We start from the raw sequence: 19,518 nt of genomic DNA, 5'->3' as shown, positions 1-19,518 counted from the left end.
TATTTTTATTACTGAGGCAAAGCCTCAGATATTTTAACTCTATTTTACCATTTGCGAAAAATCTTGACAAATACTAGAGTTTGAAACTGGAGAGAATTCACTACTTAATTCATTTTTATTTTTATATTTTAAAGCTACAGCACTGTCATTAAAAACTTTAATATGAGTTACATCTGCAATGTTTTTAATATCTTCACTTATTTTAAAATCACCATTAATACCACAAATTTCTACTGTTTTTTCACCTCTAATAGGATGGCTTCCATACTTTATAGACTTAATCTTATCTACTTTTACACCACTTGCAAGTGCTAGTAAATAGTGTCCTAGACCAACTGCAAGAATCGGAATATTTGCGTCTATTAATCTTTTTATTTCAGCTATTTCATCAGTTAAAATATTTGGATTTCCAGCTCCGCTACTTAGAACTACTCCACCTATTTTACCTGCTTTAAAATTATTAATTATATCATCTGCTTTTGTAGAAGCAGGAACTACTTCAACTTCAAATCCTAACTCAACAAGCTCATTTAAAAATGATTTTTTAACTCCATAATCAATTACTTGAACTCTTTTATCACTCATTTGAGCTTTATTATACTCTCCTGTTTCATGATTCCAAACACCTGATTTATGAATATAAGCCTCTTTAGTTGAAATATCTTTTACAAAATTGATTTCATCATATTTTTTTGCTTCATTTAATTTTTTTGCTAGTTCATCTTTAGAAGAGATTTGTGTAGATGCAATCATCATCATACTTCCCTCTTCTCTTACAATTTTTGTCAAGAATCTTGTATCAATATCACAAATTCCAATAACATTTTGTTCTACTAAAAAATCTTTTAGACTCATTTCTGCTCTATAATTTGAGTAAGCATCATGATAATTTCTCACAATTATACCTTTTGCATGAGCTTTTGAACTTTCCATATCAACTCTATTTGCACCCGTATTTCCTATCTCTACAGCTGTAAAATTGATAAATAAACCATTATTTGAAGGGTCTGTAATAATCTCTTGTTGTCCAAATGTTGAGTTATTATAAACCAGTTTTCCAACAGCAGTTGTATCTGCACCAAAAGAGTTTGCCTCTAAAAATATTCCGTTTTCTAAATAAATATATACTTTTTGCATCAAATTAATCCTCTTTTTATTAACTCTTCTTCATAAAGTCTATGATAAACCAAATCATAGTCCTCTGTACCTGGAATTAGCTTTCTTTTATAGTTTTTAAGTTTAGCTAATACTTCACCATCTGCTTTTTCAAACCCTTTAATGAAATCATCCAAAGAACCAAATATCACATTTTTTATTTGGTTATCTGAACAAGTAAAATGTATATAATCCTCCTCCCATAGATAATCTAATATTTTGTGAGCAATATCAGAAAATCTATCTTCATTGTTTAAGATAACTCCAAAATCATTTGCAAGTCTTTTTTTTGTCATCCAGAAAAGTTGTCTTCTATCAGCATTTAGATACTCTATCTCTTCTGTTTGAGAATCTAAAATCTCTTCTACTTTCTCATCTAAAGATTGCTCTTTTAGAATATCTTCATCTAAAATTCTTTCAACTTGCTCTTCTATACTGGCTTTATCTTTTCTTGTCTCTATAAAATCACAAGTTATTAAATCTCTTGTAATTCTTCTTGAAAGGTATGTAGTTTGGTGTAGCTTTAATCTCATTTTATCCCCTTAAAATTGTATCATCTCGTTCTGGTGAAGTTGAAATTATTCCAACCTTTACATTTGTTATCTCTTCAATTTTTTCTATATATTTTTTTGCATTTATTGGTAAATCTTCATATTTTCTAATTCCAACAACACTATCCCAACCATCTATTTCTTCATAAATAGCTTCTACATTATCCATATTTGATGGCATATAATCAATTCTCTCTCCATTATAGTTATATGCAACACAAACTTTAATTTTATCAAAGCCATCTAAAACATCTAGTTTCATTAAAGCTAATTTATCACAACCATTTAATCTACTTGCATATCTAACTGCAACAGCATCAAACCAACCACATCTTCTCTTTCTTCCTGTAACTGTTCCAAACTCTTTTCCAACTTCACCCATAGTTTTTCCATAATCTGTGAAATCTTCTGTTGGAAATGGTCCATTTCCAACTCTTGTACAGTAAGCTTTTACAATTCCTGTAATTTCACCTATATCTTTTGGATTAAGTCCAAGACCTGTACAGGCTCCTGCACTAACAGTACTTGAAGATGTTACATATGGATAAGTTCCATGGTCAATATCTAAAAGTGTTCCTTGAGCACCCTCAAGTAAAACTCTTTTATTATCTTCAAGAGCTTTCCAAACCATATTTGTAGTGTTTGTTATATATGGTGCTAAATTAGAGCTATAAGTTTCAAGCTCATTTAAAAGCTCTTTTTTCTCTGGAATTTTAATCTCTAAAACATCAAAAATAGCTCTATTTTGTTCAAAATAATCTAAGATATCATCACAAAGTTTTTCTGGATTTAATAAATCACCTGCTCTAAAACCATTACGGCTTACTTTCTCAGCATAAGTTGGTCCAATTCCTTTTCCAGTTGTTCCAATAGCTTTATCACCTTTTAATCTCTCTTTTGCTTGATCAATTAAAGCATGAAAAGGCAAATTTAAATGAGCTTTATCAGAGATATATAATCTTCCTTCTAAGTTATCAAATTGGCTCATCTCTTTTAAAATATTTAGTGGAGAAACAACAACCCCATTTCCTATAATATTTATAGCTTTTTTATTTAAAATTCCTGAAGGAATAAGTTGAAGTGCATATCTAACTCCATCAACCCAAATTGTATGTCCTGCATTGTGTCCACCTTGGCTTCTACAAACCATATCATACTTTTGTGCAAGCATATCAACAATTTTACCCTTGCCTTCATCTCCCCATTGAATTCCAACAATAACATCTGCCTTCATAACTATCCTTCTATCATTTTTAATAAATTATCTGTGTATAGTGCAAAACCTAATGAGCTAATTCCATCAGCTTCATACATTCCACCTCTACATAAAACAAAATTTTTCTCTATTACTCTGTAATAAATATCATTATAATATTTTAAGCTTCCATAATATAATGGAGCTATTATTATATTTGAGTAATCTACCTCTAAAGATTTTTTTAAAAGTTTTTGTAACTCATCTTTTAAAATATCTGGAACTAATTTTATAGCCTCTTCTAAACTTTTTATATCCTGAACTCTTAAAAGTTTATCAAGCCAAGATATTTTTAACTCTAATAGCTTAGAGATATCACCATTTTTAAGAAGTTCAATATCAATATTTAACTCTTTTGCTAAAATTCTTGGAATTTTTATATTTGATATTTGTAAAATTGGCTCTATATTTAAAGCTTTTAAAATATTAGCTGTTAAATTTAGTATATCACTTATATTGTCGTGTTCTATCCACTCACAACCTATTTGATAATCCTCACAACTAGGATATGAAAAAACAGGTTGGATATAGAACCATTTTTTTTGTTTTGTAGTTCTTCCTAATCTTTTTGTAATAATTCTTACAACATCTAAAGTTGAGTCAGCCCTTAAAGATACTTGCTCATTCTCTTCATCTGAAAATTTAATTAGTTTTTTTTCATCTGTTATTGATTGATGTTGCGAATATGAAAAATTTGGTGTTAGAATCTCTTCAAAACCATTATCTTCCAAAATATCACAAACTCTATTTTCTAAAACTCTTTTTGCTTTTGCTGTTTTACCAAAATAAAGACGGCTACCTTTTGGAATTTCGTGTTCAAAAATCATAATTGATTAATTTCCTTTATAAAATGTCTGAGCAAAAACTCTGTTTGCAGTTCCATCAAATGTTCTAATTTTTAACTCATCCATAACCAGCTCAATAGCATTAACAGCCCAAGATGCTTCAAAATCTTCAACTAAACCCATATGATTAATTCTAAATATTTTTCCAGCTAAGTGATCTTGACCACCTGCAATATCAACATTGTATTTTGTTTTTAAAAGTTTTCGAATCTCATTTGATTGTTCTGTATAAACAGTTGTCATAGCATTTGCAGGATTTTTTGGATAAATTTCAAATCCTATTGCTTTTAACGCTTCTTGAGTTGCTTTTGCTCTTAAAGCTGTTTTACTATATAAATTATCAAATCCTACTTTTTTTAATTCAACTAAAATAGCTTCTAATCCCATAATTAATGTAGTTGCTGCTGTCCAAGCCGTTGTATTTTTTCTTTGATTTTTTAACTCAGTTGCAAGATTGAAATAATATCCAGCTGATTTTTCTTCTATTTTTTCAATTGCTTTTTGTGATAATCCAATCATTGCAAGACCTGGAGGAAGCATAAATGCTTTTTGACTTCCAGTAATAAGTGCATCAATATTTGTAACATCTATTTTTTCAACACCTAAAGCTGTAATTCCATCCGCTACAACTATTATTTCTGGATTAATTTTTTTAACTTCTTTTGCTATTTCTTCAACAGGATGCCTTAATCCTCCAGCACTTTCACATATTTGAATAAATATAGCATCGATATTTGAATCATTTTTGATTTCATTTATAACATCTTCAACGCTAACAGCAGTATTCCACTCATTTTTTATTTCAGTATAATCTATATTAAACGCTTTACAGATTTTTCCAAATCTCTCTCCAAATTTTCCAGAATTAACTGTAAGTGCTTTTTTTCTAGTAAAATTAGTTACACAAGCCTCCATAGCTCCTGTTCCACTTGAAGCTAGCATTAAAACTTCTGGCATATTATAAATTTCTATTAAAAGATTTCTAGTTCTCTCAAAAATTGCTTCAAACTCTTTTGTTCTATGATGTATTGTAATATCGCTCATAGCTTTTCTTGCAAATTCTGGTACAGGAGTTGGTCCTGGTGTTAATAACATATTAATTATCCTTATTATAAATATTTCATATTTCAGTAAAACGGAATATTTTAGCTAAAAAAAGATTATTAAATGGTTAAAATATGTTTTATTAGATATAATTGCACGATTAATTTTATAAGGTAAAAAATGAAAGCAACAAAAATCTTATTATCAATACTATTATTAACTCCTTTTCTTTATGCAAAAGAGTTTGTGGTAAATAGTAAAAACTCAAAAGCAAATTTTCAACTAACATACCAAAAAACAAATATAGTTGATGGAAGCTTTCAAGATATTAGTGGATTGATAATTTTTGATGAAAAAGAAAACATAATAAAATCAATAAAAGGTTCTGTGGATACAGACTCAGTATCAACACAAAATGGTGAATTAACATCTTTAATAATAAGTGAAAAAATCTTAAATAGCAAAAAATACCCAGAAATTGAATTTATTGCTGAAAAAATAAGTGATGATAAAGTTTTTGGTGATATAACAATAAATGGTGTAAAAAGAAGTGTCGAATTTGATATTGAAAATAGTGGCATCTTTCTTGATAAACTTTATGTGACAATGAGTACAACTTTAAAAAGAAGTTCTTTTGATCTCTTTTGGGATGTTTTAGAAAATTTTGGAAGTAGTGCTGTATCAAATGATATTAAAGTTAGCATAGATATCGAAGCAACTTTACAAAATGATTTAATTTTTCAACATGCAAAAGAGAAAACAAAAAAATAGTATTGACTTTTAATACTAATTAGTAATATACTTTCACCTAAGGAGTCTTTATGAAAGAAAAAAGTTTAAAATCTTATGGTGAAAAAACTGATAAATCAATGAAAACAGTTATGAGGCTCTTAAGAGTTGCTCACATTTTAAATAACAAGACTGAACTTTTTTTATCAAAGCACAACCTTACATTTAATCAATTTAAAGTTTTAGAAGTTCTATACCATAAAGGTGATTTAAATATAAGTTCAATTACAAAACTTATCATGGGAACTCCTGGAAATACAACTGTTGTTGTTAAAAATTTAAATAGAGATGGACTAATTGAGTCAAAAAAAGACCCAAATGACAATAGATCTTCAATTTTATCAATAACTTCAAAAGGAAGTTTGATAATGCAAGAGATTTTTCCAAATCATGCAAAAAATCTAAGTGAGTTTTTAGATGTTTTAGATGATTATGAATTAAAAACTTTATATGATTTATTAAATAAAATTTACAAAGAAAAAAAGGATTAAAAATGAAAAAGATTACTTTAGGATTATTAAGTATATTTACAGCAAGCTCGTTATTTGCTGGAACTTATAGTGTAGATACATCACATTCAACTGCTGGTTTCTCAGTAAAACATATGATGGTTACAAATGTTGTTGGAAAAATAAAAGATATATCTGGGACTTATGAATATGATGAAAAAGCAAATACTTTATTAAGTGTTCAAGGTGAATTAAATGTTGCTTCTATTGATACAGCTGATGAAAAAAGAGATGCTCATCTAAAAGCTGATGATATTCTAGATGTTGCAAAATTCCCAAAAATAAGTTTTAAATCTACAAAAGTAGAAAAAGATGTAGTTTATGGTGATTTAACTATAAAAGGTATTACAAAAAATATTAAATTAAATCTTGAAAATGGTGGTTCACTAGGTAAAAAATCAGGTTTTTCACTAACTGGAAAAATAAATAGAAGTGAATTTGGTGTAACTTGGAATAAAATTTTAGAAACAGGTGGAGTTGCTGTTAGTGATGAAGTAAAATTAAATATTGATATTGAAGGAAATTTGACTAATTAATTTTAGTCAAATAATATTATGAATCCATCTTTATTTATCTCTCATGGAGCACCTAATATTATTTTTAGTGATTTAAAATCAAAAAAAAGTATTCAAAATCTTAAAAAGATTTTGGATACTCCAAAATATATTATTATAGTATCAGCACACTATGTAACAAAAAATTTAAAAGTTATAAATCCTATTGCAAATAGTTTAATGTATGATTTTTATGGTTTTGAAAAAGAGTTGTATGAGTTCAAATACAATATAAAAAGTGATATAAATTTAACAAATAATCTAATAGAGAAATTAAAAAATCAAGGTATTGATATAAGTATAGATGAAAACCGAACTAGTTATGATCACGGAGTTTGGAGTGTTTTATCTTTAATATATGAAAAACTTGAAATTCCACTAATTCAACTTAGTATTCCAATATCTTATAGCATCAATGAACTATTAAACTTAGGTGAAAAACTAAAAATATTTAAAGATGATGCTTTACTTATTTTTAGTGGTGGAGTTACTCACAATTTAAATGAGATGGGATATGGAAATACTAAAACTTATGCAAAAGAGTTTAATGATACTATTAAAGATATTGTAGAAAATGGAAAAATTGAAGAACTAAAAAATATAAGTAAAGATAAAAATTTTTATAAAAATCATCCTACGCTAGAGCACTTTATCCCTTTGCTTTTAGCTTTTGGAAGTGCTTTTAATAAAAAAGGCGAATCATTTAATAGTGAGATATTATATTCAAATATCTCTATGGAAAGTTTTATTTTTGATAAAAAAGAGGTATAAAAATGATAAAAAAATTACCAAAACAAAATATGGGAAAATCAAATTTAGGTTGGTTACAAAGTCGTTTTCACTTTAGTTTTGCAGAGTACAGAAATCCTAAAAATGTACATTTTGGAGTTTTAAGAGTTTTAAATGATGATTTAGTTGAGGCAAAAACTGGCTTTGAGATGCATCCTCATGAAAATATGGAGATTATCTCATATATTGTTGATGGAGAGATTACTCATAAAGACTCTATGGGAAATAGTGAAACTTTAAAAAGAGGTGAAGTTCAATACTTAAGTGCTGGAGATGGAATATATCATAGTGAAAAAAATGAGAGTGATAAGATTTTAAGATTGCTTCAAATTTGGGTATTCCCACCACAAAAAGGACTTCCACGACTTTATGGTTCAAAAAGATATACAAAAGAGCAAAGAGATAATAAACTTTTACATATAGTTTCAAGTCAAGATGGAAATTGTGATATAAAGATATATCAGGATGTAAATATTTATGTTAGTGAATTTGATAAAGAACTAGAGTTTGAAATAAAAGAAGATAGACAAGTATATTTTGTGCAAATTGAAGGAAGTTCAACTGTAAATGGAGTCGCATTGGATTTTGGCGATGCTATGGAGATTACAGATGAAGATAAAATAGTAATAAATCCTATTTCAAAAAGCCATATTTTATTTATAGAAATGAAAAAATAATATATTTTAAATTAATCTCAAAATAGATATACTAATTCAATTTTAAGGAGTAAAAATGCTAGTTACATTAAATATAAAAAATGAAAGTAAAAAAGATAGTTTTTTAAATTTTTTAGCAACTCTTGATTATATAGAGATTAAATCTCAGCAAAATATTAAAAAAAACAACTCAGAGAAGAAAGATAAATTTAAAGATTTTGCAGGTTTGTGGCAAGATAGAGATATAACTTTAAAAGATATAAGAGAAAAAGCTTGGAAGTAATATTAGATACAAATATTCTAATAGAAATATTAAAAAACAATGAAGAAACAATCGAACTTGTACAAAAGTTTAATACTCATTATATAAGTGTAATAAGCGCTATGGAGCTTTATTATGGTGCTTTCAATAAAACAGAACTAAATAAACTAAAAAAATTTGTAGAACTCTTTCATATAATAAATATAAATGAGGAAATATCAGATTTATCTAAAAAGTTAGTTTTTGATTATGCAAAAAGCCACTCTTTGGATATCCCTGATAGTTTAATCGCAGCAACAGCAATAATAAATAATATAAATCTGCTAAGTTATAACAAAAAAGATTTTAAATTTATAAATAATTTAAAACTTTTATAAATGAAACTACTAAAATAGAAAGAAGTAAAAATGGATCCGAAAAAAAGGTTTGATGTAAAAGTAGGTTTAAAAGTAAATATTGTATTAAAAGCAGATCAAAGAACGGGTAAACTAACTCAAGGAGTTGTAAAAGATATTTTAACAAATTCACCAACTCATCCACATGGAATAAAAGTAAGATTACAAAACGGGGATGTTGGTCGTGTTCAGCAAATACTTTAAAAAAAAGATTAAATTATGAGTATAAAAATTGTTTTAAATGGAGCTGGTAGAATTGGAAAATCAATTTTAAAACAGCTTTTAAATGACGAGAATTTTGAAATTGTAGCAATAAATGAGATAAATCCATCTGTTGAAAATATAGTTTACTCTATAAACTATGATTCAACTTATGGAAAATTAAATGATAAATTTAAAGTTATAGAGAATAGTTTTATACAAAATCAAAAATCAAAAATCAAAATTACAAACTACAAAGATATATCAGAGTTAAATTTAGATGGAGTTGATATTTTAATTGATGCAAGTGGTCAAAAAACTGATTTAAATATATTAAGAAATTTAAAAGTAGATAAAATAATTTTAACTCATCCTCAAAAAGATGCCGATATAAATATAGTTTTGGGTGTAAATGAAGAAAAGCTTGATTTAAAAAATCATAAAATAATATCTACAAGTTCTTGTAATGCAACTGCATTGCTTCCTGCTTTAAAGATAATTGATGATAAAAAAGAGATTCTTTGCGGTGATATTGTAACTATTCATCCGCTTTTAAATCATCAAAGAGTTTTAGATGGAAGCTTCGTTCAAAGTGCTACTAGAGATGTTGATTTAAATTTTGAGTTTGGAAGAAGTTCAACTCAAAATATTATTCCAAGTCAAACAACTACTATAAAAGCTTGCTCTTATGTTCTAGAAAAGTTTAATTCAAATTTAATAAGCTCAAACTCTCTTAGAGTTCCAACAGATACTGTTGGAGTTATAAATGTAACACTTTTTACAAAAGAGATTTCAAGCAAAGATGAGATAAAAAATATTTTTTTAGAGTTTGAGAAAAATCAAAAATTTCCAATAGTTTTAAACAATTTTGAAGCACTTGTTTCAAGTGATTTTAAAAAAGAGAAATTTACAACAATAGTTGATCATAGATTTTTGGAAGTTAAACAAAATATGATAAAACTACTTTTATGGTATGACAATGAGTGGGGATATGCTTCTAAAGTTGTTGAGATTTTAAAATATATAGATATAAAAAAAGGCTAGATAAAAAATCCAGCCTTTAACTTTAAAAAAAGAGTTTTTATATAAACTCTACTTTTCTTTTACCTTCTTTTAACTCACCAATTACATAACCATCAGTGTTTGCTAAAATAGCATCTACATTTGAAGGATTTACAACAAGGATCATTCCAACTCCCATATTAAATGTTCTATACATCTCTTCAAGCTCTACATGTTTACTCATAAATTCAAATATTGGTAAAACTTTTATTTTAGCTCTATCTACAACAGCAGTTAAATTTTCTGGTAAAACTCTTGGAAGATTTTCAGTAATTCCACCACCAGTAATATGTGCTAATGCATTTATTTTATCTTTGTTGGCTTTAAACTCTTTTACATAAATTCTTGTAGGTTCAAGTAAAACATCTTTTAATTTTTTACCTTGAAAATCATCCTCTAAACTCATGCCAAGTTTTTCTAAAAGAAGTTTTCGCACAAGTGAAAATCCATTTGAGTGAACTCCAGAGCTTGGAAGAGCAATTAAAACATCTCCAGCACTTACTCTTTCAACTCTATCAAGCTCATCTTTTTCAGCTATTCCTACACAAAAACCAGCTAAATCAAAATCACCCTCTTTATACATACCTGGCATCTCAGCAGTCTCTCCACCAATTAGTGCACACTCGCTTCTAATACAACCTTGCGCAATTCCTTTTACAACTTGAGTTGCTTCTTCAACTTCAAGTTTTGCAGTTGCATAATAATCAAGAAAAAATAGTGGCTCTCCAAAGTTACAAAGCAGATCATTTGTACACATAGCAACTAAATCAATACCAACAGTGTCAAATTTTTTAGCATCAATTGCTAATTTTAATTTTGTTCCAACACCATCTGTTCCAGCTAAAATAACAGGTTTTTTGTAACCACTTGGAAGTTCAAAAGCACCAGCAAAAGAGCCAATTCCTCCAAGAACTCCAGGAATCATTGTAGATTTTACATAAGGTTTGATATTCTCTACAAACTGATTTCCTGCATCAATATCAACTCCTGCATCTTTGTAACTAACTGTTGCCATTTTTTACCTTTTTTCGTAATATTCTCAAATCTTAAGATTTATTAAAAATTTTTCGGTATTATAGCAGACTATTTATAAATTTTAAGGAATTGAAAAATGAAAGATAATATTACATTTAGTGAAATGATGGTACATATACCACTTTGCACACATAAACTTGCTAAAGATATTTTAGTAGTATCTCAAGAAAATAGTGATTTAATAAATGAGCTTGATAGACATAAAAAAGAGTCTAATTACAAATTTATTGAACTAAACGATTTAGAAAAAATTGAAAACAAATCTTACGATGTAGTAATTTTACCAAATACAAAACTAGATATAAAAATTGTAGGAAAGCTTTTTGATATTTTAAAAGATGATGGGCTTATTGCATTTTCTTCAAAAGTTTTTTCAAGAGATGATAATAGATTAATTGATGATTTAAAACTAGTAGGTGAAAAATTCTGGATAGCAATGCCTTACAGATTTGGACACCAAGCTTCAATAATTGCTTCAAAAAAATATCACCCAACGGCTGATTTAAATCTTCAAAGAGCAGATTTTCTTGATGATTTAGAGTATTATTCAAGTGAAATTCATATAGCTTCTTTTGTTTTTCCAGCAAAACAACATAAAGATTTAACAGGTATTGCAAAAAGATAGTATGAAACAAAAAAAAGAAGATAGTTTTAAAAATGCAATTGCACTTACAGGAGGAATTGCAACTGGCAAAAGTACAGTTTGCAACCTTCTAAAACTTCATGGTTTTTTAATAATAGATGCTGATAAAATAGCTCATAAACTATTAGATGAAAATAGTCAAAAAATAGAAGAACTTTTTGGAAAACAATATGTTGAAAATGGAAAAGTTTTAAGAAAAGAGTTGGGTAAAATAATATTTTCTAATGAAGAGAATAAACTAAAACTTGAAGCACTACTTCATCCACTAATTTTTCAGAAAATCGAAAAAGAGGCAAAACTCTTTGAAGAACAAAATAAACCTTATATTGTTGATATTCCTCTATTTTTTGAAAAGATGCACTACCCTATTTCTAAATCAATTGTTATTTATACTCCAAAAGATTTGCAAATAAAAAGATTGCAAAATAGAGATAATATAAGCAAAGAAGAGGCTATATTGAAAATTTCAAATCAGATGGATATTGAAGAGAAAAAAAGCTTGGGTACATATATAATAGATAACTCAAAAGATTTAAAACATCTTCAAAATGAAGTAGAAAATTTGATATCAAAGGTTTTAAATTAGCTCCTTTACTTAGGAGCTAATTTTTACTCTGCTACATTTATATCTATGCCTTGTTTTAAAAGTTCATCTTGTCTAACTCTTAAATAATCCAAGTAAGTTTTTGGATACTGTATATAGTGTTTCCCACTAACATATCTTAAAACCTCTTTGAAGTGAAAAGGGAAAAGTAAAGCATCTATTGTTGAGATTAACTTTTTATCATCATAAAGCAAAACAGCTGGTCTATAATCTAAATTTATTTTCTCAACCAAAGATTTTGCTGTAGTTTTTTCACCTGTTGGTAAAATTAACTCTTTTGTACTATTTGCATCAACTCTAATAACTGTAAATTTTGAAAACTCATAAATTACATCTTTATTTGTTAGAATTTTATTGTGAAAATGGTCACATTGAATACAATTTTTATCCTCAAAAATAATTGCAACAGGAGTTTTTATTTTAGATAAATCATTTAAATCTTTAAACATTTTATTTTGTATAAAAATATATGTATCTTTTTTATCTAACTTACTTAAGTATGATGTAAAATCCATTTTTTCATAAGATTTTGTCTGTATAAAATCCAAAATATATTGAAAATCTTTGCTATTTCTATATCCATTTACTCTAGCAACTATCTCTTTATTTGAGTTAAAAATAAGAAGTGTTGGACTGTATTGAATTTTTAATTTTTCTGTTAAATCTTTTTCAGTTAAGACATCTCCATCAACCCAAGTTAATTCACGACTTCCTTTAACATTTAGTTCAATAACATCAAAATTATTTTTGATAAATTGGCTAGTTTTGTTATCTTCTTCAAAACTCTCTTTTAGCATTTTTGAACAATAAGGACAACCTTCAAAATCCAAAAATATCATAAAATGCTTATTCTTTTCAGTAGCTTCTTCAATATCTTCACTTATATCTAAAAAACTATCCTTAAACCAACTAGGTACTTCATGATTTGAAGAACCAATAACTTTCCCCTCTTTTGCGTTTAAAGTTGTAGCAAAAAATATTGCAACAAAAATTAAAAATAAACGTCTAAATATAAACTTCATAATCTCTCCTATATTTAAAATAATAATGATTCTATTCAAATTATCATTATAAAAAGCTATAAATTTGAATTCTTTAATCTAAAAATGATAGAATTCTTTTTATAAAATAAAATTTACTATAAATATAATTTAATCTTATGATAAATGTCTATAAGAATAAATTGTGTTTATATAAAATCTTAATATTTTTTATGTAAAAGGATTTAAAATGAGCGAAAAAAATGAGTTTGTAAAAAAAACTTCTTATCGTAAAAAGAGATATTTTGTTTATGCAATTGTTTCAATAATATCATTAGTAATGCCATTTATTCAAATAAATGGAAATCAATTATTCTTATTATCTTTTGATAAAAAACAGTTTCATCTTATGGGAACTGCTTTTGATATGCAAGAGTTATACTTAATGCCATTTTTATTGATGTTGCTATTTATAGGAATTTTTGCAATAACTTCAATTGGTGGTAGAGCTTGGTGTGGTTGGGCATGTCCTCAGACGATTTTTAGAGTAATTTATAGAGATTTAATTGAATCAACACTTTTAAAACTTAGAAGAATAAAAAATAAACAAAAAGATATTGATTTAAGTAAAAATGGAAATAAAATCAAAAAATTTGTTGGTGTAATTTTATGGTCTATTTTATCTTTAGTTGCAGCATCAAACTTTATGTGGTATTTTGTTCCTCCTCAAGATTTCTTTGCATATATTCAAGACCCACTTGAACATATGTTTTTAATAGGAATTGTTTTAAGTATAGCTGCATTTTTAATCTATGATGTAATTATTTTAAAAGAAGATTTCTGTGTATATATCTGTCCATATTCAAGAGTTCAATCTGTTTTGTATGATAATAATACTTATCAAGCAATCTACTCTACAAAAAGAGGTGGAAAAATATATGATGAAAATAAAGAAAAAGTTGTTTGGAAAATAAAAGATTTACCAGACCCTGCAAATGAGTGTACTGCTTGTGAAGCTTGTGTTACTGTTTGCCCTACTCATATTGATATTAGAAAAGGTTTACAACTAGAGTGTATAAACTGTCTTGAGTGTGTAGATGCTTGTACAACAGTTATGGGAAAACTTGGAAAACCATCTTTAGTTCAATGGTCAAGTACAAATACTATAGTTGAAAATAAACCAACAAAACTTCTTAGAAAAACAACAATTATGTATTTTATCTCTCTTACTATCACTTTTGCTCTACTTTTTGCTATGAGTGGAGAAAAAGAGTATATGCTTTTAAATGTTAATAAAGATACAGAACTTTATAAGATAAAAGATGGAAATGTTGTATCAAATAACTATTTATTACTTTTCCAAAATACTGAGTCAAAAACTCTAACTTACGAATTAGAAATAGTAGATAATCCAGATATAAAAATCACAAGATTTGAACCATTTACTCTAAGTCCTGGAAAAATGGCAAAAAAAGTTGTGATTCTTGAAACAGATAAACTTTTAGTAGATAATAATCTAAAAGATACTCCAATTACAGTAACTATTAAGGCTTATGCTAAAGAGGATCCAGAAAAAGTAAAAGTATTTAGAAAAGCTACTTTCTTCTTCCCTAGATCTGATAAACTTCAAAAATAAATATAGAGTGCAATAGCACTCTATATTTTTAAATATCTTCTTAATTAAAATTTAGATAAAATCACAGCTTATATATTTTAAAAATTCAATAATATTTACGGAGTATTTTAATGACAAAATTCATTTTTGTAACAGGTGGAGTTTTAAGTTCTTTAGGAAAAGGAATTACATCGGCTTCAATTGCTACAATATTAAAACAATCTGGATTTAAAGTAAGTATGTTAAAAATTGACCCTTACTTAAATGTAGATCCAGGAACTATGAGCCCTTTAGAACATGGAGAAGTTTTTGTAACAGCTGATGGAGCTGAAACTGACCTTGATTTAGGAAACTATGAAAGATTTATAGATAGAACTTTAACAAAAATAAATAGTTTTACAACTGGTCAAGTTTATCAAAGTGTTATAAAAAGGGAGAGAGAAGGTGGTTATCTTGGAAAAACTATTCAAGTAATTCCTCATGTTGTTGATGAGATAAAAAATAGAATTTTTGCTGCTGCTGAAGGAAATGAATTTTTAATTATTGAAATTGGTGGAACAGTTGGAGATATAGAGAGTCTTCCATTCCTAGAAGCTATTCGTTCTATTAGACACGAACTTCCAAAATCAAACACTATGAATATTCATGTAAGTTTAGTTCCATATATTAAAGCAGCAGGAGAACTTAAAACAAAACCAACTCAACACTCTGTTCAAGAGTTAAGAAGAATTGGTATAACTCCTCATATGTTAGTTTGTAGAACAGAAAAAGAGCTTCCAAAAGCTCTAAAAGACAAATTAGCACTATCTTGTGACATTGACAGAAATGCTGTTATTGAAGCTGGTGATGCGCAATCTATTTATCAAATGCCTTTACATTTTATAAAAGATGGTATTTTAACTCCTCTTCAAGAACATTTTAATATCAAAATAAAACCAAATATGGAGAAATGGGACACTTTAGTAAAAAATATTTTAGTTCCGCAAGATGAAGTTACTATTGGCTTTGTTGGAAAATATCTTGATTTAAAAGAGTCTTACAAATCTTTAACTGAAGCTTTAATTCATGCAGGTGCTCATCTAAATACAAAAATAAATATTCACTGGTGTGATAGTGAAAGAATTGAAGATTTAGGAGCTTATGAAGTTATTGGGAATGTAGATGCTATTTTAGTTGCAGGTGGATTTGGAGCAAGAGGTGTTAAAGGAAAACTTGAAGCTATTAAATATGCAAGAGAAAATAATATAACTTTCTTAGGAATTTGTCTAGGAATGCAACTTGCAATTATTGAGTTTGCTAGAAATGTTTTAGGAATTGAAGATGCAAACTCTATTGAATTTGATAGTGAAACAAAAAATCCTCTAATATATTTAATTGATGAATTTATTGATCAAAGTGGAAATAAACAACTAAGAACTAGTAAATCACCTCTTGGTGGAACTATGAGATTAGGAGAGTATCCTTTCGAACCACTAAAAGGTTCAAAACTACAAAAAGCATATGGAAATAATAAAGAGTATTTTGAAAGACATAGACACAGATATGAAGCAAATCCAAAATATAAAGAGGCTTTAGAAAAAGCTGGAATGATTATTTGCGGTGAATCAAATGGACTTATTGAAGCAGTTGAACTACAAGACCATCCTTGGTTTGTAGGTGTTCAATTTCATCCAGAATTTACATCTCATTTAGAGACACCAAATCCTATAATTTTGGATTTTGTAAGAAAAGCTAACTCTCCTAAATAATGTCGAAAATCACAAAGGATAGACTTTTTGAAATCTTAAATGCAAGGCATTTGAATAATCCATATTCAAAACTTGCATCTATACCATCTTTTAATAACTTCAAAGATATCAATATCGCTACAAAAAGAGTAAAACAAGCTATTTTGAGTGGTGAAAAAATAACTATTGTTGGAGATTATGATGTAGATGGTATTGTATCTACTACTATTATGATAGATTTTTTTAACTCTTTGGGTATAAAAGTTGATTATATTATTCCAAATAGATTTGAGCATGGTTATGGTTTATCTGTTAAAATTGTTGATATGATTGATAGTGGTTTAGTAATTACTGTTGATAATGGAATAACTGCATATGAAGCATCTTTAAAACTAAAAGAGAAGAATATTGATTTAATAATCACAGACCACCATACAGTTGGAGATAAAGTTCCAATAGCACTTGCAATTATTAACCCAAAACAAAATGATTGTAATTTTGAATTTAAAGAGATTTGTGGAGCTCAAGTTGCTTGGTATTTTTGTGCTGCAATAAAAAATGAGATGAACTATGATATAAATATGAGTTCATATTTAGACCTTTTATGCTTAGCAATAATTGCAGATATTATGCCTATGACAAGCCTTAATTACACTATGGTAAGACAAGGATTAAAAAAGATAAAAAACTCTTCTAGAGAAGCTTTTAAACTTTTAAATTCTCACTTAAAAAAAGATATTTTAGTTTCTGATGATATTGGATTTACAATTGCTCCAAAACTAAATAGTGCTGGTAGAATGGATGATGCAACTGTTGCATTAAAATTTTTATTATCAAAAGACCAATCTAGCGCATATGAAAGTTTAGCTGTTTTAGATGAATTGAATAGTTACAGAAAAACTATTCAAGAGAGAATTTCTAATGAAGCAGAGCAAAAATCAAATAAAGAGGATAGAGCTGTTATTGTTTGGGCTGAAGATTGGCATGAAGGAATTATTGGTATTGTTGCTTCAAAACTCTCAAATAGTTATAAAAAACCTGCTTTTATATTTTCAATCCAAAATGGTATTGCAAAAGGTAGTGCAAGAGCGAACTCAAATATAAATTTATATGATTTAATATCTAAAGCTTCACATCTTCTTTTAGGTTTTGGTGGACATAAAAATGCTGCTGGTCTATCTTTATTGGAAGAAAATCTACCTGAATTTAAAGAAATAATAAACAAAGAGCTAGAAAAATCAGATGATATATTGCACAATGAGTTTATAACTTTGGGTGAACTTGATGTTAGTAGTGTAGATTTGGAGTTTATATCTATTATTGAAAGTTTTGAACCTTATGGACTTGAAAATGATAGACCATTTTTTAAAGTTTCAAATGCAAATCTTATAAAATCAGAACTAATAGGTAAAGATAAAAATCATCTAAAATTAACTTTAAGTAGTGATGGATTTGTTTTTGAAGCTTTGAAGTTTTTTAACTCAAATACAAATTTAAATAATAGATTGGATTTGATAATATCAATTTCAAAAAATGAGTTTAGAGGAGTAGTTACTCCAACTTTTTTAATTCAAGATTTTTTATAAGACCATAGGTCTTCTAATACTATTTCTAAATTCCATATCTCGATTTTGAGATATTCCCTCAAGATCTAATATTTCACTATCTAAATCTGTTCTAGCAAAAGATGAGCTAAGTATATTTCCACTATTTATATCTATTAATTTTATAAAAAGATTTAAGCTTTTATTAGAAATAGAGTAAGTTCCAACAACTGCATATCTTGATTTTACATTATCACTTAAAATTCTATTTTTTTCTCTAGTTAAAAGATTAAACCCAGATGGTCCAAATTCAAACTCTTTTCCTAGTTCTATCTCTTTTACAATAACATCTAAAGATGATAATCTATCTTTTAAAAGATTTGATAGTAAAAAACCAAGTTGAGATCTATTTTTTAAATTATCAAGATTTACAAAATCTGATACCAAAACAACCTCATCGTAAGCTACATTTTTCTTTATCTTCATAGCTGATTTTTTTACCATATCGTTTAACATTGAATCAAAATTTGTATTTTTTGAAATTGGGTCTTTATATGCTCCACAAGAGCTTAAAAAAAGTGTTAAGAGTATTAAAGATAGATAAAATCTAAATACTCTTAATTTTTTTAAAATCATAAAACTACTTCTCTTTTACAATTTTTATAGTTCTCATAGGGGGACAATCTCCAAACATTGTACAATCATGAGCTAATCCATGAACATAAGTAGATCTTGCACTTGTTATTACTTTACCAGTTATGTTATCAATAACTCTTGCATTTAAAATAACTTTTCCATTTTGTCTTGAGTAAGTACCAACAACAACATAAGTACTAGGAACCTCTTTTTTTAACTCATGTGGTTTTCTACTTAAAAAATACTCACCTTTATCGTTAATTGAAATAGCCATTTGTCCTCTAAACTCAATTAGATTAAATCCTCTATTAGATAACTCATCAATCATACTTTCACCAACAACTCTTCCAAACTCTGAAGTTGTTTTGAATTGATCTAATCTTACAAAAGAAGTTACAATTAATGGCTTACTAGTATCAAGTTTTTTATTTACCATCATCTGTGTTGCAAGAGATGATATAGTTGCTTCTAAACTATTTTGAACTGTAATATTTTCTTGTTTATAGTTCGCAACATTCATACCATCTTTCATCTGATTTACCTTATCTGATTCAGTTTGTACCTCTTTGTTTTTTTGAGTACATCCTGCAAGAATAGTTATAAAACATACAAAAATAGCAAATTTTAAAATCTGTTTAGACATTTACAATCCCCTTTTTAAATTCTT

At 27.4% G+C, this 19,518-nt stretch carries 23 protein-coding genes; 14 read left to right on the top strand and 9 right to left on the bottom strand.

Going from position 1 to position 19,518, the window contains the following annotated elements; genetic code table 11:
* Positions 1-39 precede the first annotated feature (39 nt).
* Genes AC5LG6_RS03825 through AC5LG6_RS03805 form a run of 5 tightly spaced genes read right to left on the bottom strand, consistent with a single transcriptional unit; the run spans position 40 to position 4,901 of the window.
* Complete coding sequence (locus tag AC5LG6_RS03825; RefSeq protein WP_498585740.1) at positions 40-1,137, bottom strand: carbamoyl phosphate synthase small subunit; 1,098 nt, start codon at positions 1,135-1,137, stop codon at positions 40-42.
* Positions 1,137-1,688 carry a DUF507 family protein gene (locus AC5LG6_RS03820; RefSeq protein WP_498585739.1) on the bottom strand — a complete coding sequence of 184 codons (552 nt, stop codon included), beginning with the start codon at positions 1,686-1,688 and terminating at the stop codon, positions 1,137-1,139. The genes AC5LG6_RS03825 and AC5LG6_RS03820 overlap by 1 nt, the downstream gene beginning before the upstream one ends.
* Position 1,689: 1 nt before the next feature.
* Positions 1,690-2,940 (bottom strand): adenylosuccinate synthase, encoded by a 1,251-nt coding sequence (locus AC5LG6_RS03815; RefSeq protein WP_498585738.1) that lies wholly within the window; start codon positions 2,938-2,940, stop codon positions 1,690-1,692.
* A gap of 2 nt (positions 2,941-2,942) precedes the next feature.
* Entirely contained in the window at positions 2,943-3,788 is an 846-nt protein-coding gene (locus AC5LG6_RS03810; RefSeq protein ID WP_066160349.1) for an ATP phosphoribosyltransferase regulatory subunit, read from the bottom strand.
* 6 nt (positions 3,789-3,794) lie between these two features.
* Positions 3,795-4,901 carry a pyridoxal-phosphate-dependent aminotransferase family protein gene (locus AC5LG6_RS03805; RefSeq protein ID WP_498585737.1) on the bottom strand — a complete coding sequence of 369 codons (1,107 nt, stop codon included), beginning with the start codon at positions 4,899-4,901 and terminating at the stop codon, positions 3,795-3,797.
* Between the two features lie 129 nt (positions 4,902-5,030).
* Between AC5LG6_RS03805 and AC5LG6_RS03800 the strand changes: the two genes are divergently transcribed.
* Genes AC5LG6_RS03800 through AC5LG6_RS03760 form a run of 9 tightly spaced genes read left to right on the top strand, consistent with a single transcriptional unit; the run spans position 5,031 to position 10,049 of the window.
* The gene (locus tag AC5LG6_RS03800) at positions 5,031-5,621 is read left to right on the top strand and encodes a YceI family protein (protein ID WP_066220944.1); all 591 of its coding nucleotides are present in this window, start codon (positions 5,031-5,033) and stop codon (positions 5,619-5,621) included.
* Between the two features lie 50 nt (positions 5,622-5,671).
* Positions 5,672-6,130, top strand: a complete 459-nt coding sequence (locus AC5LG6_RS03795) for a MarR family winged helix-turn-helix transcriptional regulator (protein ID WP_187471735.1) — start codon at positions 5,672-5,674, stop codon at positions 6,128-6,130.
* A 2-nt stretch (positions 6,131-6,132) separates the two neighbouring features.
* On the top strand, positions 6,133-6,684 hold the full coding sequence (locus AC5LG6_RS03790; protein WP_066220937.1) for a YceI family protein: 552 nt from the start codon (positions 6,133-6,135) through the stop codon (positions 6,682-6,684).
* An 18-nt stretch (positions 6,685-6,702) separates the two neighbouring features.
* A complete protein-coding gene (locus AC5LG6_RS03785) occupies positions 6,703-7,473 on the top strand; it encodes a DODA-type extradiol aromatic ring-opening family dioxygenase (protein WP_498585736.1) in 771 nt (256 codons plus the stop codon).
* A 2-nt stretch (positions 7,474-7,475) separates the two neighbouring features.
* The gene (locus AC5LG6_RS03780; RefSeq protein WP_498585735.1) at positions 7,476-8,168 is read left to right on the top strand and encodes a pirin family protein; all 693 of its coding nucleotides are present in this window, start codon (positions 7,476-7,478) and stop codon (positions 8,166-8,168) included.
* A gap of 55 nt (positions 8,169-8,223) precedes the next feature.
* Positions 8,224-8,430, top strand: coding sequence for a hypothetical protein (locus AC5LG6_RS03775; protein ID WP_066405240.1), 207 nt, complete (start codon positions 8,224-8,226; stop codon positions 8,428-8,430).
* Positions 8,421-8,786 (top strand): type II toxin-antitoxin system VapC family toxin, encoded by a 366-nt coding sequence (locus AC5LG6_RS03770; RefSeq protein WP_082762514.1) that lies wholly within the window; start codon positions 8,421-8,423, stop codon positions 8,784-8,786. The genes AC5LG6_RS03775 and AC5LG6_RS03770 overlap by 10 nt, the downstream gene beginning before the upstream one ends.
* 30 nt (positions 8,787-8,816) lie before the next feature.
* The gene (locus AC5LG6_RS03765; protein ID WP_066156723.1) at positions 8,817-9,008 is read left to right on the top strand and encodes a YwbE family protein; all 192 of its coding nucleotides are present in this window, start codon (positions 8,817-8,819) and stop codon (positions 9,006-9,008) included.
* A 15-nt stretch (positions 9,009-9,023) separates the two neighbouring features.
* Positions 9,024-10,049: a glyceraldehyde 3-phosphate dehydrogenase NAD-binding domain-containing protein gene (locus AC5LG6_RS03760; protein ID WP_498585734.1), complete on the top strand. Its 1,026-nt coding sequence runs from the start codon at positions 9,024-9,026 to the stop codon at positions 10,047-10,049.
* A gap of 37 nt (positions 10,050-10,086) precedes the next feature.
* Here the strand turns inward: AC5LG6_RS03760 and purM are convergent, their stop codons facing one another.
* Positions 10,087-11,082 carry a phosphoribosylformylglycinamidine cyclo-ligase gene (gene purM, locus AC5LG6_RS03755; RefSeq protein ID WP_498585733.1) on the bottom strand — a complete coding sequence of 332 codons (996 nt, stop codon included), beginning with the start codon at positions 11,080-11,082 and terminating at the stop codon, positions 10,087-10,089.
* A gap of 96 nt (positions 11,083-11,178) precedes the next feature.
* On the opposite strand from purM, the gene AC5LG6_RS03750 reads away from it, so the two are divergent.
* Entirely contained in the window at positions 11,179-11,727 is a 549-nt protein-coding gene (locus tag AC5LG6_RS03750) for a class I SAM-dependent methyltransferase (protein WP_066220923.1), read from the top strand.
* A gap of 1 nt (position 11,728) precedes the next feature.
* Positions 11,729-12,331: a dephospho-CoA kinase gene (gene coaE / locus AC5LG6_RS03745; protein WP_434270079.1), complete on the top strand. Its 603-nt coding sequence runs from the start codon at positions 11,729-11,731 to the stop codon at positions 12,329-12,331.
* Between the two features lie 23 nt (positions 12,332-12,354).
* On the opposite strand, the gene AC5LG6_RS03740 is transcribed toward coaE, so the two are convergent.
* Positions 12,355-13,371, bottom strand: a complete 1,017-nt coding sequence (locus AC5LG6_RS03740; RefSeq protein ID WP_498585732.1) for a thioredoxin family protein — start codon at positions 13,369-13,371, stop codon at positions 12,355-12,357.
* Between the two features lie 208 nt (positions 13,372-13,579).
* On the opposite strand from AC5LG6_RS03740, the gene ccoG reads away from it, so the two are divergent.
* The 3 genes from ccoG (at position 13,580) to recJ (ending at position 18,257) form a co-directional block, all read left to right on the top strand.
* Positions 13,580-14,965, top strand: a complete 1,386-nt coding sequence (gene ccoG / locus AC5LG6_RS03735; protein WP_066220915.1) for a cytochrome c oxidase accessory protein CcoG — start codon at positions 13,580-13,582, stop codon at positions 14,963-14,965.
* 110 nt (positions 14,966-15,075) lie between these two features.
* Complete coding sequence (gene pyrG, locus AC5LG6_RS03730) at positions 15,076-16,692, top strand: CTP synthase (protein WP_066156690.1); 1,617 nt, start codon at positions 15,076-15,078, stop codon at positions 16,690-16,692.
* Positions 16,692-18,257 (top strand): single-stranded-DNA-specific exonuclease RecJ, encoded by a 1,566-nt coding sequence (gene recJ, locus AC5LG6_RS03725; RefSeq protein ID WP_141047913.1) that lies wholly within the window; start codon positions 16,692-16,694, stop codon positions 18,255-18,257. Before pyrG ends, recJ begins: the two co-directional genes overlap by 1 nt.
* Here the strand turns inward: recJ and AC5LG6_RS03720 are convergent.
* Complete coding sequence (locus AC5LG6_RS03720) at positions 18,252-18,851, bottom strand: FlgO family outer membrane protein (protein WP_066167557.1); 600 nt, start codon at positions 18,849-18,851, stop codon at positions 18,252-18,254. The two genes, recJ and AC5LG6_RS03720, sit on opposite strands and share 6 nt — an antisense overlap.
* A gap of 4 nt (positions 18,852-18,855) precedes the next feature.
* Entirely contained in the window at positions 18,856-19,494 is a 639-nt protein-coding gene (locus AC5LG6_RS03715; RefSeq protein ID WP_498585731.1) for a FlgO family outer membrane protein, read from the bottom strand.
* Positions 19,495-19,518 lie beyond the last annotated feature (24 nt).

The sequence above is a fragment of the Arcobacter thermotolerans genome (genome assembly GCF_983172305.1).
This window is presented reverse-complemented; position numbering and strand designations above follow the sequence as displayed.